This is a genomic window from Pseudoflavonifractor phocaeensis, assembly GCF_016901735.1.
GTDB lineage: Bacteria > Bacillota > Clostridia > Oscillospirales > Oscillospiraceae > Pseudoflavonifractor_A.
Window position 1 is genome coordinate 1 of record NZ_JACLZC010000058.1, and the last position, 19,444, is coordinate 19,444.

12 protein-coding genes are annotated in these 19,444 nt (G+C 56.8%); all 12 read right to left on the reverse strand.

Annotated elements, in window-relative coordinates:
- The coding region (locus H7U37_RS11640; protein WP_204875875.1) for a MerR family transcriptional regulator at nt 1–366 on the reverse strand (366 nt) is incomplete at its 3' end.
- A 132-nt stretch (nt 367–498) separates the two neighbouring features.
- Nucleotides 499–2,658, reverse strand: coding sequence for a Tex family protein (locus H7U37_RS11645; RefSeq protein WP_204875877.1), 2,160 nt, complete (start codon nt 2,656–2,658; stop codon nt 499–501).
- Between the two features lie 166 nt (nt 2,659–2,824).
- Entirely contained in the window at nt 2,825–4,192 is a 1,368-nt protein-coding gene (locus tag H7U37_RS11650) for a VWA domain-containing protein (protein ID WP_204875879.1), read from the reverse strand.
- A 30-nt stretch (nt 4,193–4,222) separates the two neighbouring features.
- The gene (locus H7U37_RS11655; RefSeq protein WP_204875881.1) at nt 4,223–5,410 is read right to left on the reverse strand and encodes a hypothetical protein; all 1,188 of its coding nucleotides are present in this window, start codon (nt 5,408–5,410) and stop codon (nt 4,223–4,225) included.
- Between the two features lie 312 nt (nt 5,411–5,722).
- Complete coding sequence (locus H7U37_RS11660) at nt 5,723–6,598, reverse strand: SEL1-like repeat protein (protein ID WP_204875883.1); 876 nt, start codon at nt 6,596–6,598, stop codon at nt 5,723–5,725.
- A gap of 86 nt (nt 6,599–6,684) precedes the next feature.
- Nucleotides 6,685–7,761: a hypothetical protein gene (locus tag H7U37_RS11665; protein ID WP_204875885.1), complete on the reverse strand. Its 1,077-nt coding sequence runs from the start codon at nt 7,759–7,761 to the stop codon at nt 6,685–6,687.
- Entirely contained in the window at nt 7,758–10,385 is a 2,628-nt protein-coding gene (locus H7U37_RS11670) for a hypothetical protein (protein WP_204875887.1), read from the reverse strand. Before H7U37_RS11670 ends, H7U37_RS11665 begins: the two co-directional genes overlap by 4 nt.
- A gap of 89 nt (nt 10,386–10,474) precedes the next feature.
- Nucleotides 10,475–12,277 carry a TRAFAC clade GTPase domain-containing protein gene (locus H7U37_RS11675; RefSeq protein ID WP_204875889.1) on the reverse strand — a complete coding sequence of 601 codons (1,803 nt, stop codon included), beginning with the start codon at nt 12,275–12,277 and terminating at the stop codon, nt 10,475–10,477.
- Nucleotides 12,278–12,396: 119 nt separating this feature from the next.
- Nucleotides 12,397–13,038: a hypothetical protein gene (locus H7U37_RS11680; RefSeq protein WP_204875891.1), complete on the reverse strand. Its 642-nt coding sequence runs from the start codon at nt 13,036–13,038 to the stop codon at nt 12,397–12,399.
- 15 nt (nt 13,039–13,053) lie between these two features.
- Nucleotides 13,054–14,877 carry a hypothetical protein gene (locus H7U37_RS11685; protein ID WP_204875893.1) on the reverse strand — a complete coding sequence of 608 codons (1,824 nt, stop codon included), beginning with the start codon at nt 14,875–14,877 and terminating at the stop codon, nt 13,054–13,056.
- 129 nt (nt 14,878–15,006) lie between these two features.
- Nucleotides 15,007–18,795, reverse strand: coding sequence for a tubulin-like doman-containing protein (locus tag H7U37_RS11690; protein WP_204875895.1), 3,789 nt, complete (start codon nt 18,793–18,795; stop codon nt 15,007–15,009).
- Nucleotides 18,796–19,090: 295 nt separating this feature from the next.
- Nucleotides 19,091–19,444: hypothetical protein (locus H7U37_RS11695; protein WP_204875897.1), on the reverse strand; the 354-nt coding region annotated here is incomplete at its 5' end.

Below are 19,444 nucleotides of genomic sequence, written 5' to 3' on the forward strand. Positions count from 1 at the left end.
CTCCTGCTCCAGCCGTTCCAGCCAGGGGTGGGGGTCCAGGTGGGCGTAGTCGCTGTGGGCATCCCGCAGGGCGCTGCACACCTGCCGGGCCTGTTCCAGGGCGGCTCGGTCCTGCTCCAGGGCGTTGAGCTGGTCGGCCAGGGCCTGGTCCAGCGAGAGGGTCCCCTCCTGAAGGAGGCGGATGGTGTCCACCTCCAGATGGAGCTTGCGTAAGAGCTTGATCTTTTGCAGGGCGTCGGCATCGTCCAGGGTGTAGGAGCGATAGTTGTTGCTGGCCCGGATGGGAGAGATCAGCCCCTCCCGCTCATAATAGCGGATGCTGGTGCGGGGCATATTTACCAGGGTTTCAAGTTCCTTGATGGTCATAAGCCCACCTCCTTTGTCTCGAGTGTAAGCTATGGAGTGGGGAGACAGTCAAGTATTTTTTTCAAAGTAAAAATAAAATAATAAAAACGATTTGTATAAAAGAATAGAAAAACAACGAAACAGCATGAAAAATCAGGGGCGGCGCATGGTGAGGGAGATGCGCTTGTGGGGGATGTCCACCTCTTTGACCCAAACGGTGACCACGTCTCCCACCGACAGCACCTCAGAGGGGTGGCGGACCTTTTTGGGGGTGTTCAGCTGGGAGATGTGGACCAGCCCGTCCTGGTGGACGCCGATGTCCACAAAGGCCCCGAAGTCGATGACGTTGCGCACCGTGCCGGTCAGCTCCATGCCGGGCTTTAAGTCCTTCATCTCCATCACGTCGGTGCGGAGCATGGGCTTGGGCAGCTCGTCCCGGGGGTCCCGGCCCGGCTTGAGGAGCTCCTTGACGATGTCGGCCAGGGTGGGGGTGCCCACGCCGCAGGAGGCCGCCAGAGCGTCCAGCCCCTGGGCCTCCACCTGGGCGCTCAGGTCGCCCAGCTTACCCGCCTGTACGTCCTCCAGGGTGTGGCCGCACAGCTTCAGCAGGGTTTCGGCGGCCTGGTAGCTCTCCGGGTGGACGCCGGTGTGGTCCAGAACGGCGGCGCTCTCCGGCACCCGCAAAAAGCCGGCGCACTGCTCAAAGGCCTTGGGGCCCACCTTGGGTACCTTCAAAATCTGCCTGCGGCCGGTAAAGGGGCCGTTTTCCTCCCGGTATTTGACGATGTTTTTGGCGGTGGTGGCGTTGAGGCCCGCCACCCGGCGGAGGAGCGGCGCGGAGGCGGTGTTCACATCCACCCCCACCGCGTTGACGCAGTCCTCCACCACGCCGGACAACGTCTCGTCCAGCCGGGCCTGAGGCATATCGTGCTGATACTGTCCCACGCCGATGGCTTTGGGGTCGATCTTAACCAGTTCGGCCAGCGGGTCCTGGAGCCGCCGGGCGATGGACACGGCGCTTCTCAGATTCACATCATAGTCGGGGAACTCCTCGGCGGCCAGGGGAGAGGCGGAGTAGACCGACGCGCCCGCCTCGCTGACCACCATGTAGGAAACGCCGCCGCCGATTTCTTTGATCATCTCGGCGGTCATAGCCTCAGTCTCCCGGCTGGCGGTGCCGTTGCCGATGGCGATGTGGACCACTCCCCAGCGGCGGATGAGCTTTTCCAGGGTGTCCATGGCCTCCCGCTTCTTCTTGTCGTTGAAGGTGGGGTAGACCACGGCGGTGTCCAGCACCTTGCCGGTGGCGTCCACCACAGCCACCTTGCAGCCGTTGCGGTAGCCCGGGTCCAGGCCCATGGTGACCTTGCCCTTCACCGGAGGCTGCATCAGCAGAGGCTTTAGGTTCAGTCCGAAGTTGTGAATGGCTCCTTCGTTGGCCTCCTCGGTGAGGGAGGCGCGCATCTCCCGTTCCAGGGAGGGCTGGAGCAGGCGGTCATAGGCGTCCTCGGCGGCGGCGCGGACAAAGGCCATGGCAGGCGCGCCGGGCATAAGCACCGAGCGGCGCAGGAGGATGAGGGCGGTTTCCCGGTCCAGTTCCACCGCGGCTTTGAGGAATTCCTCCCGTTCGCCCCGGTTGACGGCCAGGACCTGATAGCCCTGGACGGCTTTTAAGGGGGACTTAAAGTCATAATAAAGGCGGTAGACGCTGTCGGCAGTGTCGTCCTTTGCCTTGTGAGAGGTCAGGAAGCCCTTGGCCTGGTAGAGGTTCCGAAGCTTTTTCCGCAGCTCGGCGTCGTCGGAGATCCACTCGGCGATGATGTCGTTGGCACCTTGCAGGGCGTCCTCCACCCCCTCCACACCTTTCTCCGAGTCAATATAACCGGCGGCGGCTTCTTCCGGCGCGGGACCTTCCCGATCCTGGGCGAAGAGGAGGGCGGCCAGCGGCTCCAGGCCCTTCTCTTTGGCTGCGGTGGCCCGGGTACGGCGCTTTTGCTTATAAGGCCGGTACAGGTCCTCCACCTCCGCCAGGGTAGCGGCGGCGTTGACGGCGGCGGTCAGCTCCTCGGTCAGCTTACCCTGGGCCTCAATGGCGGAGAGGACCTCCTCCTTCCGCTTGGCCAGATTGCGCAGGTAGTTGAGCCGGTCGGCCAGGGTGCGCAGGGTGGTGTCGTCCATGGCTCCGTGGAGTTCCTTCCGGTAGCGGGCGATAAAGGGGATGGTGTTGCCCTCGTCGATGAGCTTGACCACGTTTTCCGCATATTCTGGTTTGATGCCCAACTCATTGGACAGAGTGGTGATAATGAGATCCATCGTGATATGCTCCTTTAAGATCGGTTTGGTTTCATCTTACCACACCCGTATGCCGCGGGCAACCGTTCTTTGGGTCCGCGGGAGACGGCAAATGGCGTATGGACCGGAGAGGGTCCATACGCCATTTTACACGCTTTTCAGAGGGAAAAGAGGGGGAAGCTGTCACTCAATGCAGGAAGCTGCTTCCAGACCCGCCGCCGGGACCGCCGGGGCCGGGCCGCCGTCCGCCGCCAAACGACGGACCGGATCTTCCGGATGGCTTGACGTCGGCGCTGTTGAACTGATTGGGGGTGTTGGACATATTGCTGTGGACGTCGGAGGTGACGTGGGTGGTATGCTGTTTGGTCAGCATGGCGGGGGTGGCGGCCAGCAGCAGCCAGAGGAGCAGCCAGCACGGCCAGGCCGGCAGACCGGCCAGAGTGCCCAGCTCCATGATGAGGGCGCCCAGCAGGGAGAAGGCGCCGCCGAAGATGAGGATGCGAGGCGTCTCGCCCATACGGGCGCAGGCCATGGCCTTGGTAAAGGCCAGCAGCGCTCCCAGCAGGAAGAGGAAGACCACCCGCAGGATGCCGTAGAGCAGATCACGGCCCGGCGTCACCCGGGCGGAGAAGAGATCCCGGTTGGCCACGCCGTAGGCGGCCTGCTGCATACCGGAGGCCAGGCTGCCGGCCTGCTCTACCGGGACAAAGACGCCGCCGGTTTTTTGAGCGATATTGTTGAGGAGAGACTGATCCACGGCCCCCAGTCCCACCGTACTGATGCTGATGCCGGATTTGACATAGTCGCTGAGCAGACTGTCAATGGAGCTGAAGAAGCTAATATCGCTGGCGGCGCCGTCGGTGAGCAGGACCACCTTGGGCGCTGTGCCGCCGGACCATACGCCGTTCCGGTAATCGTCCAGGATGGTGGTAAGGGCCGCCTTCATATAAGTGCTGCCCCCCACGTCAGGGATGGTATAGTTGCTGCCCTCAGAGCTGGAGGCCATGTCCCGTACCAGTTGGGTATCGTTGGCAAAGACATAAACGGCATAGGGAAATCCATCCGGCTGGGTAGCCAGTACCTGATTGATGGCGTCATAACGCAGCTGGTCGGGGTCGCTGCCCGACATGGAGCCGGACTCGTCCAGCAAAAAGATGTAAGAGGTGGCGGAGGAGATGGTTCTTTCTTCCCGGTCGTAGATCCACTCAAAAACCAGAGCCAGAAGGAAAGAGAGCACCAGCAGCACCGCCAGGCCGGCGGCGATGGCGCCGGTGCTGGTGAGAAACAAAAATTCTTCGTCAAACCCGTTTTCCAGCTTACTGACCACAAGGACAGTGAGAGAGACGATCAGCACCAGCAGGAAAAACAGGATAGCGATGAGCAGCGGACGGGCCAGGACATGGATCAGGGCCTTGTACAGCAGACTGTCAAGGAACCAGGCGACCAGGCCCGCGGCCAGAGTGGCCAGGAAAAGCGGGAGGTCAAACTGCTTCGTTGCAAGGTATGAACCGTTTTGCGCATATTGATTTGGCAGTTGTGGGCGTTGGTTTTTCATAAAAGATCCCCCATGATGATAGTTTGCATGTTAAAGGAAGAGTAGGAGAATAAGAGAGGCGAACGCCATGACAACGGGAATCCAGGTGCGCAGCCGAATGGCCATAGCATATTCGCCGTCGTAGATGTGGGTATTATCATGGGCGGTGCGCTCCATGAAAAAGCAGATGACGCACCAAAAAAAGGCGGCACACAGGCTGGCGGCCAGCTTGAAGGGAGAGGGCAGAGAAAGCGCGCTCAGATCCAGCCGGGTGCCCAGCAGCAGCAGCAGGGCAGCTACACCCCAGAAGCTGTGCATTACCAGGGGATGCTGTCCCTTATCCGCCAATACGCGGCAGATATAGCGTACGATCAGCAGGAGCACCACCAGTAGCAGGTAGAAAGGACGCAGCTGGACCGTCCGCCCGGCGGCCAGGAGTAGGGGCAGCGTTACCCCCAAAAAGGCGGCCAGGAAGGTGTTATCTGACCGGGACATTAAGGGGAAAAGCTGAGAATGGAACCGGCGGAGGAAGGCATAGACCAGCATAGCGATCGGTACGCCAAAAAAGGAAACGTATGGATGGAAAAACTGTGTCCACACCATGGAGAGCAGCGAATAGACGGTCCATGCGAACATGGAGCAGGCCGTAATGTGATTGGTGTAGCCGCTGAGCTCTGAATCCCAGTCGTCCAGCGTGGTTTTCTTTGCCAAAAGAAGAGAACCCAGCAAAAGTACGATCACCGCACAAGCCACCCGGAAGCGCTTGCCCAGTAAAATCATCTCCATCTGCCACAGTCCGGTGCTCCCGAAAAAGAGAGTAACCACGCAAAACAAAAGAGACAGACAGAAAAAGGTGGGCAAATGGGACACGAAATTTTGCTTCGCCGATGCGGAAGTACGGCTTGTCTCGGCGCCGCTGGATGTACGGGAGATGTTCTTTGGATCCAGAGTGGCCGTGAGATCGGCACACAGGCACAGCCCCCCAAAGAGCAGCGGGATGTTCAATACGGTACGGACATCCGCAGCTTCCAGTACGGCAAAGCGAAGGTCAAGATCCAGACTTGGAAGGAAAAGGGCGGAGGCCACACTCATGCAGAGGAGGGAGAGAATCACACCAAAGGCGAGATAGCGCAGGATGTAAAAAAGGAAGTGCTTGGAGTCTTTGCCCAGCTGGTGGATCAGTACCAGCGCCACAACGGAGCCGGCCAGAAGGGGAAGCGCGGTAGACAGATAGTGCAACGCAATGGGAAAAGTATTGGCCGCACCATCGGAGCTAAATTGTGCGGTATTTGGAAGAGCAACATAAAGAAGCATCCAAAAGGCGGCAAATAGGGGAAGATTTGATTCAAAAGAGCGTTTGAAGCCGCGAAGCCCCAACAAAACCAGAAGGACCAATAAAAGGATTCCAGCCGCTATCAGCATACCCTGGCTGAACTGCGCGTCAATCATTTCGGTATATGCTCCAAGCAGATAGAGTCCGGCGGCCAGCAGAGTAAAAAGGAACGTAATTACATTCAGATGGGAATCATTCAGTTTCATGAGAGACCTCCGTCAGAACAGCGCCGCCACAGCCAGGAGCCAGCATAGTAAAATCAGGTAATAGGCAAACCTGTGGGAGTGATAGGGGGCGGCAAGCAGAGAAAACAGACTGGAGGCCAGTGCCGCCAGCGCCGCTGTGATGGCAAAGACGCCGAAAATCACGTTGAAAAAGGCGGTTAGGAAAGAAAAAATCAGCGTGAGAATGGAAAGAAACAGCGTCTGCCGGCAGCGGATCAGATTCTGGGAACGATAGCGCAGGAGCTGAGCGGCATTGGATGACCATTGCCGGCCTTCCCTTCCCGCCAGCGCGGTGGGATGCTCGAATAGCTCCGCCGCCCGGCGCAGATTCTTTTTCGTGCCGTTGATGTCATAGTCCGCCAAAGCGCCGTAGGCCGGTCCGTAGCCCAATGCCGCCGCCACTTCGTAGTAAGGACGCCCCAATGTAGTCTTATTTTTCCGATCCTGCGGGTGGTAATAGCAGCCCAGCTGATAGCTGGCATAGGCATTGCCGGCCTGGGACAGGCGCTCCAGATCGCTCAAAGGCTGAGCCGGATCACCGCCTCCCAGAAGCTGATGGATCGCGTTCTGGAGAGAAAGGTCCTCCTCCTCTCCCAGAAGGACCATTCCCTGACGGCGTTTGCGCAGAATGGGCAGGAGAAAGCGGGGCTGATTGAGAAATTTAATCCCGGCGGCGGAAGTCAGCGCCCCCAAAAATTTCCGGATCGTCTGAGCGGAAAGACCGGTGGCACGCTCTGCGCTGCTGACCAGTACGTTGACCTCCGACTGGGGAAGAGAGCCCTGGGCCAGCGCGGCCGGAATGGAGGGACAGGCGGACAGGATGAGCTCCATGGTGATGGCGTCGCCCGGCTGCGCCCCCAACTCTGTCATACGGGCGCGGAGCGCTCCCGGGTCGCTTAAGATTTGAACACCGTTTTCGACAATAATTTGTTGTAAAATGCGGTTCATATGTCACCTCACACCTGATAGTTCTGCACCATATCCCAATCAGTTCCCACATAATTGGCTGTAATCTCCTCTTCGGACATACCATTTTTCTGCCGGTCCGCTTCCAATGCCTCGATCCAGCGGGCGGGAGACCAGTAATCGGCTTTCGCGTCGTATTCATACTGATCTGGGTGGCACATCGCCAGAAAGAGACCATCGAACAGGGCCTTCAATTCTGGTGCGGAGCGCTCCCATTGCTTCTGGATGAGCTGATGTTCGTAAGAAAAGCCAAGACGGTTGTTTCCGTTGGGGTCCATAATGTAATCAGGGAAATTCTGGTATTGGATGTTATATTCCTCTCTCAGTCTGGGTAAAAAGGCAGTACCAACGAAGGGATGGGTGAGATAGAGAAGGTAAAAGGCCAGCACGGCAGCGGAAAAGAGATCCCGCATACCGCCGGTAATCGTCCATCCGGCCCTCAGCAAAAGCGTCTCCATTTTCTGGGGGATAGAGCAGTAGCCGCCCCGGCGCACCACAGACTGGGGGATATCCAGCTGGCCGCAGGTTTCGGTGGGCCAGAAGAACACCTCATTGGAGGAGACATCCACCCGGAGCTGTTCTCTGGCAAAGCCGTTGAGGGTCAGTTTGGCGCGGTGAAGGATGTCGATGCGGGAAAAGAGACTTTTCGCCAGCGTCCAGCAGAGCAGGTTGGGCTTGCCCAGAAAAAGGCGGAGAGGCTGAAAGCGGATGGTGTCGATGGGATGGATCAGGCAGCCCTTTATCTCGTGATCCCAGACCAGATCAAAGGGCCAGAAAAAACCGTTCTGATAGAGAAAATTTACCTGCACCGTTTCCAGGACCTCGGCCAAGCGGTTCATATCCGCCGAATTCATGGAAAAGAGAAGCATCCAGGCGTCCTGTCTGTCCCGGTTGGCCGCCACCCGGGCGTAGTGATGCTCTCCCCCCAGACGCTGGAGGTGCGTGGAGTCCTCCTCCAGAAAAGAACGCTCAAACTCCGACTGATCGGAGAGGATCTTATAGGAGTTGGCGCTGATGAGACAGCTGTTGATCCAGGCGTTGGGGGAGGGATAGGTTATTTCTTTCACTTAAGGTGTTTTCCTCCTTTGCCCCGCTTTTTTTGCTGGTGAGAATCGTTGCCGAACAGTACGCTGGTGGACGGCGGAGGCGACGAGGGTTTGTGCCCGAAAATGCCCTGCAAAAAGCCAAGGGGGGATTTTGCCGTCCGTTCCCCGCCGGAACTTCTCCGGTCGTGCTCCGTGTGCTCCTCCGGCGCTTCTCGTTTGCGGGACTCTTTGGGCGTCTCAAAGGGTTGGTTTTTCTGCTGCCTGCTCCGGGAGAAGGACTTTAATTCTTCGCCCAGCTCCTGCAAAATGCGGGGTGACTTATAGTTGATGAACTTACGCATTTCCTTGCGCAGCTCCTCGTCCTCCCGCAGAAAGCTGGACGACGCCAGAGGGGCGTGGAGGTTGTCCGGAATCAGCCCATCCTCCTCCATTTGCTCCACATCTTCCGCCACCATGCGGCAATGGTAGTCGTACGTTCCGTCCTCGTCCTGTGTATAGCTGCGCAGGATGAGAAGGTCCCAGGAGAAGAACCGCTGCGTCTGGATCAGGTAGCAGCACAGGTCGTACAGATGCTCCCGGATCTCATTGCGGTCCCGATGAGAATAAGACGAACCGTTGTTGAAAACGATGCCGGAGAGGGCGGTAATATCGGTGGGATCTTTGATAAATTTACAGAGAATGCGGAAAAATTTGAGTTTTTCAGTGGCACGTGGGTCTTGGCTGACCATCAGATGCTCCGGGACGCTGGACGGCTCGGAGAGCATACTGCGGTAGGAGAGGTGGGTCCACATGAGATCGGCGGCCTCACAGGTCACTTCATGGGCGGAATTTCTGGAGAACCTGGCCTGCTCCAGCCGCTGGACGGATTGCGAGGTAAGACCCACCAGCTCCTGCATGGAAGCGTTGGGGTCCAGCTGCCGCTCCAGGCAGTCCAGCCACAGCTGGCCCACCTTTTTCTCAAAGGGACCGTTGGTGGTGAAGAAAATGTTTGCGCTCTGACAAGCCGCCTCCAATGCTTCGTAGCCCATGCCCTTTTTCAGCAGGGTATCGGTCTGATAAGACTCCCACAGGTCCAGCATCTTGTTGTCAGGATTACGCAGACAGAAGGCCAGCGCGGAGAAGAGAGGCGGATAGTCCAGGGCAATTTTCTGGAGGAGCGGGACGGGAGATTTGCTCAGGGGGATACAGATGAAGAGACAGTAACCCGCCACGATCTGCTGTTCTTTTATGGATAGGCTGGGGAAACGCTCATACAGCATGGCGTTGTGCGCGTCGTCCAGGCAGGCGTTGGGCTGATTGGCCAGAGAGTTGATGAGAGGGAACAGGATGGCGCTCTCGCACATGCGGAAAGAGCGGCCCTGCGCCTCATCCAAAATGGTGCAGAGCAGTGCCTTCTTTTGATCGACGGAGAGCTGTCCCGACATCTGGAGGCAGGAATCGCTCAGCTCGGTCACATCCTGGCGCACTGCCCAAAGGATGAGGTCGGAAATGAAGGGAGCCAGTTCTTCCGCGTTGGGCGGAATCAGAGCCAACAGCTGCAGGACCAGCTCTTTAATCTTGGGAGAACGCTGGTCGGTGAGTTTGATAAGCGTCTGAAGCAGATTGGCGCAGGCAAAGACTGGCGCCAGCGTCAGAAGCTGAGAAACAGCCCTTTCATAGTTTGGATTAACACTGAACAGATAGCGTTCCACCAGCTGGGGCAGGGTGTTGGGACAGGCGTGGCCCTGGTTGATAATGTCTATCAGATGGGCCAGGACCTGATCCAGGGCCTGCTGGTTGACGCCGCTGCCCTTTGCACCGCTGAGGAGATTGGCCAAAAGGCGGGCGGCCTCCTCGTTGCTCAGACTCTGGCCGGAGGAGAGGTAATAGGCGGCCACCACCATACCCAGAGAAATACCCGACCCCTCGTCCGACAGGTCGGAGAGCCAGCGCTGCATTTTGTCCAACATGGCGTGGCGTTCCAACACGGAGGCGTGGGCCAGCGCCCGGAAGAAGGTATCAGACATGGAATCTATCTTGATAGCGGGGAAGGACCGGCCCTGATCCACATCGAAGGGAATGCCGGACTTGCCTAATGTATGTCCACCGACAGAGGAGGAGACACAGACCTTCATGCGGGTGTCGGCGGCAGAGGAGTAGGTAAGGCGTTTTTTGAGCATGGGCAGCAGACCCTCGGCGATGCAGTAGGCCAGCTCCCGCACCAGGACCGGCGTTTCCTCCAGGGGCCGCTTGGTGTAGAGGCAGAGGGAGGCGCTGGTGGTCATAGCTCGGTAAGCACCCAGCAGAAGCTGGGCATAGCGGGCGTCGTCCAGCTGGTATTTTTTCCGCAGCACATCCAGGTCTGGAATGTCATTGGATGGCACAAAGGAAAGAGTTGGAAGATTAGAAGAGGCGGGCTGGGTATAGAGCATATCCTCCATGGAAAGCGAGAGAAGGGAGGCACCCGAACTTCCCTCCATCAGGACCTCGTAATCGTCAGGAGACAGGAGATAGGAGTGGGTAAACATAGCGGTACGGCCGTAGCTGCTGCGCAGGGTAGACCTGCTTAAAAAAATGGTGCCTTTTTCCCCAATAGCGCAGGTAAAGAGCGATTGTCCAACCTTGCCGAAGAGGGGATTCATGGTGTCGTTAAAAAGTTTTCCCATCTCCGCTTCATGATCGGCGGTAAAGCCCGGAGACTGTGCGCAGACAGTGTACCCGGTTGCCGCACGAAAACGGCATACCTGCTCTAGTTTCATCCATTCTCCTCCTCCTCTTCAAAATAAAAGTGTTTTGCGTTCGTCTCGTTTTGAATGGCCCACATTGTCACAAGGTTTTCATATTTCTTTTTTCCCATAAAAAAGCTTTTTTGGGGTTGAGGTTCCGGAATAAAATAGGGCTCCAGATAGCGCTTCTTCCACAGAATCCAACGGATGGGTTCGGCGATCCGCCGGGGATTGGGGGGCGCGGTGGGATAGCCGATGGGGTTGATGGACTGGGAAGCCACTTCCCAGAGACCCAGGTAGATGCGGTCCACATAACCGCCCTGGTGGCTCTCGGCAAAGATCTCGGTGACGATGCCGGAGGCCGTCTCGGCGGTAATGCTGGTGTCAATGGGAAAGGAGATGGGAGCGCCGTCTTTATCCAAAACGGGGCATTTTCCAAAATGCTCCCGCTCTTCCGGAGAGCGGCTGTTCCAATCCTTGGACCAGGATACCAGCTCTGTGAATTTCTTGTAATTTTCGTTGGTAAAGGAATAGAGGTTTTGATATTTCTCAAAACGGTTTTCCACGCCGCAGGTGATCGCCGACACGGCAAAATAGCCTTTTTGGGCGAAAGAAGCCATACTGGCGGTGATCTCGGGGGCATGTTCCGCAAACTCATGGCAAAGCTGCCTGTGGATGCCATAGAAATCATCCCGGTTGAAGCCCTGCGTCTCCGTGTTGGAAAGGTGCTGGAAAATCGGATGGTCAGGGGGAAGCTGGCTGCGGAGTATCGCGTTTTTAGAGGCCCGGTCCAGAAGGATATCGCTCTTGGTCAGGACAGCTGCCACAGGTATGCCGTCCCAGTTGGGATGCTGAGTGTTAAGCTGGACGCGGATGCGATTGACCACGTCGATGACATCCTGCACATGCTTGAGCTTGACCGTGGTGTCGTAGGTGTCGGGCGCGGCGAAAATAGGCACCTGCTCAGGGTCAATGAGGAAGAGCAGCGCGTCAGAGTAGGCGATGAATTTTCCGATGGCGGTGGAATCCTTCTTTTGCCGGTCGCTGGATTCCATGAATTTGATGCAGTTTTCGCCGGCAATGTCGTAAAAGACGATGGTCAGACCGTCGGTAGAGTCATTTTTCTTGGTGAGGGAGACAGCCAGCGGGCGGCGCATGGTCTGGTCGTCGGTACTGCTGGGGAGGGGGTGGTTTTCCATGACCACCTCGTTGACGGCCAGGGCGGAGGGGCCCATCCGGTAGCCGGTGTTCTGGATGACGGTGGCAAAACGGTTGAGCAGCTGGTTGAGATAGACGGTTTTACCGGCGCCGGTGATGCCCACTACGCTGATAAAGAGAATGGGGTATTTGCCGTAGTCGGGCAGAGGGAGGGGGTTGTGACATTTGGGACATAGACGGGTCATCTGACTGGCGGCGCCGGAATAGCGGTCCAGGACCCGGGTAATAAAGCCGTCCTTATCTCGGACAAAGCCGTCGGGATCGGGCTGAAAGCCGCCGCGGGACTCTGTGGAGATCATCTGGCGGAAGGTCTCAGGATCTGTAGGGTCGATATGGGGATAGTCCCAGTTGGGGTCGGCGTCGACATAGCCGCTTTCGCCGCCTCTCTTTTCCCAGAACTCGATGAGCTCCTTATCCAGCTTTTTGTCCGAGTTCAGGCTGTTTTCATCATCGTAGCGGCGGAAAAGCCATTTAATCTCCAAATCGCTGCTTCGCTGACGGTCCTGATTGCTGCTCACCATGGTAAAACTGGAATCGTCCGCCATCTGCTCCTCGGACAGTTCCTCCTGAGTAAACCCGGTGTTGGCCCGGAAGAGGACTGTCCTGTGGGTCATATCGGCAAAGCAATAAGGACATTTGAAGGAGTGATCATCGTAGTAGCTGGAAGGATTACCATATTGGCCGCTATAATTATAATTTGGCATAAACATACCTGTCTTTCTGTAGAGTAGCGCTAAGCCTGGACGTATTTTCCTTGAAACATAGGACTGACCACGACGCTTACCGGCTTGTTCTCGTTGAGGATAGGGATAAAAGTATCGTTCAGATAAGCCTCGGGCAGAGGAATGGGCATAGCATCGCCCACCTGATACATCAGCGCACCGTCGGCATACTGTCCGGCATCCAGCAGCCGCACCTGGAGAAGGCCGGGCTGAGGCGCTTTGTTCGGGCGGTAAACGCCGGGCGTAAATTGCACCGTATAGCGCAGCGGCACATAGCAGGTGGAGCTGGTCGGGTCGTCCGGTACATAGAGGATCGGCTTGCCGTTGGAATAGAAGTCCATGCTCCACACCTGGATCTGCTCGGGAGGAACGGCCTGAAAGCTGCGGAAAACAGGCATGGCGTTAAAAATATTGCGGGGCACGCCCTGAATACGGTAATCTGCCCGCTGAATATTACCGCCGCTGCACAGAGCGGACAGATCCTTGTCTGTCAGATCCAGATCCTCACGGCGAATGGGAGCGCCGGAGCTGAAGCAGAGGGCATAGGCGGCGGCGCGGGGACAGACCAGGCTCAGGTAGCGGCCATGACTATCGCTGCCCAAGGTCAGCTGCTGCACCGTATAGGCAGCGCTGGAAAGTGGAAGAATAGGCAAGACAGATCCCTCCTGTCAATAGATGATGTTTTCCGGCTCGATGGGATAGACCAGAAGCCGTTCAATGCAGTCGTTGCGGGGGACATGGAACACATCCCCGTGAAGCTGGGGATCAATCCGCTCATCAAAATCGCCTTGACTGAGCATACAGTACATCATGGAGGCGCCGGCGGGGGGCGTATAGGTCTGAAGGCGGTTCATCAGATACATATTCTGGCTGAAGCAGGAATCAATAATACCGTCCACGTCGGCAGGCGCGGCGTTGCTGATGAGGAAGTCGTAGTGGTCCCGCAAAGAGAGACGATAGACCGGATCAAGCTGCACCAGTTCAGCAAAGACTTCGCCGGCCTGCTGGAGCAGGGTATCCTCATCGCCGCAGGGACTGATTTTACGGGCCAGCAGATCCCGGTTGGTCACCAGAAGGCTGTGGGTCTTTTGAAGATAGGGGGGACGCATACGGTTGTCTATATTGTGGATTTGCAAATTGGCTTTTGCTGCGTTCAGTACCCGGTCAAACCCATTGGCGGCGGCATTCATTTCCCGCATAGCGGTGGCCAGGACGTTGGCCAGATGAGAAAAAACCGAAATTTTCAGTTCACGGCACGCCTGCTGGTGCAGCCAGTCGTGAAGAGGCATCCGCTCCGAAATTTCCGGCAGATTCCACGCATGATTCGGCGCCATATTTTCCAGCTCACGGGCCTCATTCAGGAGCAGATTGCTCATTTCGTCATAATTCAGAGCCAGATTGAGCTTTTTTCGGAAAAACTCTCGGATAAAAGTGGAACCCTCTTCCGACTCCAGCCAGGCAAAGACGGGCCGGCGATAATAGAGGTCCAGGCAGGCGTTCCACACATCCGCAATGGACTGAAGGGCGCTGGCGGCGATCTCCTGGCTGACCACCTCCTGCTGCTTGGGCCGGAATAGGGGAAAGAGACCGCGCTGCACGCCGTTGAGATTGTCGTCCAGGCGGTTCATCTCGCTGGTGTAGGGCAGATACCGCAGGAAACTGTAATCCTGAGGGAGAAGAGACGCTATTTTTTCCTGAAACAGATTTTCGAAGAAATGTGCGTAGCTATGGTTCTGGCCGCACAGCCGCTCTTTTACGTTGGAGGCATGGGAAGTGGACTGGGGCAGCCTCTGATAGTCGTCCAGAATTTGCCAAAGACAGGCCACGGCAATGTCCCAGGTGGGTTTCTTGAGGATAAAGTAGCTGGCGCTGTGTACCGGATGTTGGTTCAGGAAAAAGGCCAGCGGTTTGCCCAGTTCTTTTTCGCCGGGATAAAAATAAGAGTTGGCAATCAGCAGAATATTGGCAGACAGGCGGTAGTTCTCTCCGATTTCATCAGGACCCAAAAGGCCGGAGGGCGTCAGATCGCTGAGCACCACCAGATGATGTTTGGTCTCCTCCGCCCACTGGATGAGGGCTTTGAGGCGTTTCTCCTTGCGCGCCTTTGCGCCGGGGAGCAGTTCCCGGCAGAAAAGGAAAAATACCGCTTCCACCGAAACCGCGGTGGGAAAGGAGAGAGGCGCTTGAATGGACGCAAAAATATCGTCAAACTTGTCGTCCATAATATCCCAATAGTAGGCGAGATAGACGGAGTAGCTGTTAAATGTATTTCGTACCGACAGCATGGCCTGGCAGGCGTTGAGCACATTGTCCGGGCTGTAAGTCTGGGCCGTCAGAGACTGCAGGACGTTGGCGTTGCTGAGCCAGCAGTTCTGATAGGTGTTCAATACATCGTCCATATGCGCTTCGGCATCCTGCCCCAGGAAAATACTGAGCAGGGGAGCGTTGATTTTCCGACCCTGGCCGGAGACGTCGCTATTGCCGACCAGCATACGGCTGCAATGTGCAATACGCTCCTGATAATCAGGCATATTTCATCCCATCCTTCTTTCTTAAGTGCGCATACACCGCACCGGCTCAAAAAAGCGCCGGTGCGGTGATGATGGATAGAGCAGAGGCGATCAGGGCAGCTTGATCTTTCCGGTGGGATCGGACGTCACCGGAAGCCAGCTGTTGGAATCAGGGTTCCACACATACATGGAGGTGGTCAGGGGGACCCACTGGCCGGCGTTCTGGTCCCATCCGAAATTAGGATTGTTGTTCTCATATACATAGAGATAGCGGCTGCCGTCGGAGACGGTCCACACCTTCGGCTCGGCGGCGGGGGCATCCTTTGCGTTGGGATCGTTCAAATTACGCCACTCTTCCTCGGTAAACTTTTCATGGAACTGAGCGATACACCGGACCAGACCCAGATAGAACCGGGACAGGTCCTTCCGTTCCTCCTCGGGCAGACTGGAGATCACTTTATGCAGCTTGTTAATAGCCTGCTTATCCCACTCCTGCTCCAGGATATAGCCGATGATATTGTCGCCCGGCTGCAAAAGGGCCTTGCGGCGCTCCCGAATCAGTTCATCCAGCTCCTGGCGGGGCTGCTCTTCGGGGGAGAGGGAGCGGTAGGTGCAGAAGGCCTGATAGAGGGGATAGTCCTTGGCGTACTTCATCTCTTCCTCATCCTGAGAGAAGATCAGATCCTTGTCCATACCGCGGCTGTCGGTGTAGGTGTAGAGAATACGGAAAATCTTTTCGTGATAGCCCTGGCCGTTCTTGACATAATAGCAGGGATTACCGGAGGCGTTGATGCAGGACAGAACACGGTAGAAGAGCAGGTCGGTAAAAAATCCAAGCTCGGTATCATACTGATCATACTCATGCTCGATGGCGTCCAGGGTGTCGATACCAGCTTGCAGCATAGCCCGTTTATTCAGCTCATCGCGGACCAATTCCTGCAGCTTGGGATAATGGATGAAGTAATCTTTCCGTACCCGGAGAACCACCTTTTCTCCCAGCTTGGGATCGCCGTCGTTTTTGAGGAGAACCTCTGCCTGCCCCATACCGGGCTTGTGAATGTCCTCCAGCTGCCGCTTCAGCTCCTCACGGCACTTGGTCAATACACCGCGCTGGAATACGTCTTGCTGGATGAAGTCGTCCGTAGTATAGTGTTGGACTTCCACCGGGTTGGTTTTGAGAATGACATAATTTTTTTGCTCGTTGACGCGGATAATGCCGGCCTGCTCGCCCGCATCATAGAGCGCCAAGGCTTCCTCACAACCGGTGAGCAGCGTTTTTTCCTTGGAGTAGGGGGCGGGGACGGGGAGGAAGTTGCGCCAATCCTTCAGGCCGGAGCCGTCCTCGCCGCGGCCGGTGTAGGCGTAGAGATGGGAACCCACGCCGGAGGTATTGGCAGCGGCCTGGTCATAGGCGCCCTTCAACAGTGTGATGCCCTGATAGGCGTAGAAGGGCACGCCGGAGAAGAAACGCAAGGCAAAGATACGGTCCTTCAGGCTGGTTTTACGTACCACATACTCGCTGTGGGACTTTTTGAAGCTGTCGGCGGCATTGCACACGGCGATGGTACTGCGGGGCACCGAAATGCTGCTGGCCTGGAAGGTGACGGCGGGGTTATCCAGAGCGAAGGTGGGATTGCACCAGAACATGGGCAGCGCCGACTGGTGGATACGATGAATGATGTCCCGCTCGATTTCTTCGGCCAGCTGGTCGATATTGCCGCCCGCCTGGGGATAGACGTCCATGAGATAATCTTCCAGAGAGCGGTTGACTTGGGACTGGAACACGTCTTCCATATAGCGGCTGATATACTGGCCGATCTTGCCGTCGTCGCCGGTCTGCCACTGACTGTAGCCCTTGAGAATATATGCAATAAATTTGTTGACCAGTTCATTGACGGCCAGGTTTTCGATGACCTCATCCAGCTTGGACCGCACATCCTTCAGCTCCAGGATGCGCCAGGTGTAGGCGGCGGGTGCGGCGGCGGCGTCGCTGTTCAGGTAACGGATGTCGGCCACAAAGGTCTCGTTCAGGTCGTCCAGCAGATTGATGAGGGGGACAAAGAAGGACTGATAAAGTGCAGAAAGCTCATTTTTCAGGTTGCGCAGGGTGGTAGCCAGGTCGTCGCACTCGTTGTAACGGTTGTAGATGAGATACCACTGCTGTACGGCTTCCACATACCGCTGGTAATTTTTCTTGCTGGTATGATGGTAGAAGTCGGAGCTGCACTGCATGACATACTCGTCATAGCCGCCGGAGCCGTTGCCGCGGAGCTGAAGCTCCTGGGTGGCCTTCTCTTCCTGGGCCTGCCGGATGGCGCCGTCCAGGGCGGACATCAGATCATAGCCCTGGTGGCTCAGCAGGCTGGCGGCGTAATAAGGGCCGTACTCCGGGTCAGTACACAGCTCACACAGCTTGCGGAACACCCGGCCCACCAGGGAGTCAGAGGACGCCTTATCGGGATCAAAGGAACCGAGGGCGCCGTTAAGCGCTTTGCGGTTCTGGGTGCGCTTACCGAAGCAGTGGTCAATCCAGGCGTTGCCCGGATCGGCCCAGGGCTTAGGTGCCTTACCCTTTTGAACAATGCCATAGGAAGCCAGTTCTTTGCGCTCAATTTCGGGCAGGAAGAGAGGGTCACAGTTCCGGACCAATTCATTGTAGACCTGGTTGATGCTGAGCCCCAGCTTTTGCACCCACTCGTCCACGATAGGCTTGGTGATGACCACCTTGTCACGGCCGATGCAGTTCTGGAAACGCTGATAAAATCCCGCGGCCAGGTAGGTGGCGATCTGAGTCATGGGGATCTCAGCGTTGGAGGCGCCCAGCACATGATAGGAGAGGTGGGCGCCGTGATTGCGGGACAGGCCGGCTACGCCTTGGGTGACATTGGCCAGGTGGCCGCGCATGGTCAGACCCTTGTCATCCTCGCCAGCCTTAGAGTTACCCATCTCTACGTCGGCCAGATAGGCCATCACATAGTCGGAGGCCACATGGATGCCGTAGAGGAAGCCGTTGGGGAGCACCTTACCGTCTGCCTGGGTGGCGGAGATCAGATGGCACATATCCACCGGCGGCTCCTGGGTGTGGATGGAGAAGGAACCGTAATTCTGGGAGAAGAAATCGTTGCCGCCCTTCAGGTCCATCAGGTAGTCCAGTTCTTTCATGGCGGCGTAGCCGTTGGAGTGGTTATAATCCACATAGGAGGTGACGGCAGCCACCTCGGGCTTGCTGGTCACCACGTCAGGCAGGAAGAAGAAGCCCATAATGTTGCCAAAAGAGGACCAGCCGCGCTCCTCCATGGCCTTACGGACGATGTAGCAGGTATCCAGGAAGCAGCCGGAGCCGGTGCCGCCGGAGATACCCGCAAAGATGTAAATGTCCAGAGCGGGCTTCTGGAGGCCCTTAAGGGCGGTGGTACATTTTTCCTCGATTTTCAGCTTGAGGGCGGCGGCCTTGCTCAGCAGCAGGTAGCGGCCCACCTGACGGATACCGCCGGCGCCCATGGGAGAGAGCAGGGAGTTGATGCGATCAATTTCCATCCAGTTGAGGGTGGGATTGTTTTTGATGACGTCCTTACCGCCCAACGCCGCCTTCAGCTGAGGATTGGAGACGGAGAAAAACTCGGACCCCTTGTTGAGCCTGGCTTTTCCGTGCATACCGTCGATCTCGGTCTCGTCGGAGTCGATGGCCAGGAACTGGATGTGGTCATAGTGGGGAACAGGTTCGCCCGGATTGTCCGGCTCCAGCTGCTGGTAGACCTTGCGTTTCAGCTCTGCCAGGGCAGCCACGCCGGTGCCGCCGATGCCGATGGCCACCGCCGCCGCGCCCCCATACTGTTTGGACTGCTTACTGGCGGAAATAATGCCTCCGCCATAGTTAAGCAGCAGGGAATCATACGTCATACAATCTTCCTTCTCTCTTATAAAATTTAGATAATATGTAAACCGGAAGCAAAACCGGAGTGACGTACAAGCGCCGTCTCTTTCTTACGTATAAACTATACACGATATAAAAGCACTATACAATAACGATTCAAAAAAGTATGCAAGAAATTACCGTATGACAGGATTAGCTGGCTGGTATGCTGCACTCGGTAAAAAAGATGCGTTGCGGTGCTCCGGACCATTTTCTCCGTCTCCAAGCGCGGCAATTCCCTATCAAAAGAGCGCGGCAGGGCCAGGAAGGTATGATAGAGAATCAGGGCACAGGAAGGGAGTTGCGCCAATCCTTGAGACCGGAGCCATCATCCCCTCGGCCAGTGTAGGCGTAGAGATGAATCCCCGCGCCGGAGCGATTGTCAGCGGTCTGATCATAGGCGTCTCTCAGCATTTTTAGACCTTCATAGGCATAGAGAGGCACGCCGGAGAAGGTGCGCAGAGCAAAGATACGGTCCTTCAGGCCGGTTTTACGTACCACATACTCGCTGTGGGAATGTTTGAAGCTGTCGGCGGCATTGCACACGGCGATGGTACTGCGGGGGACCGAAATGCTGCTGGCCTGGAAGGTAACGGCGGGGTTATCCAGAGCAAAAGTGGGATTGCACCAGAACAT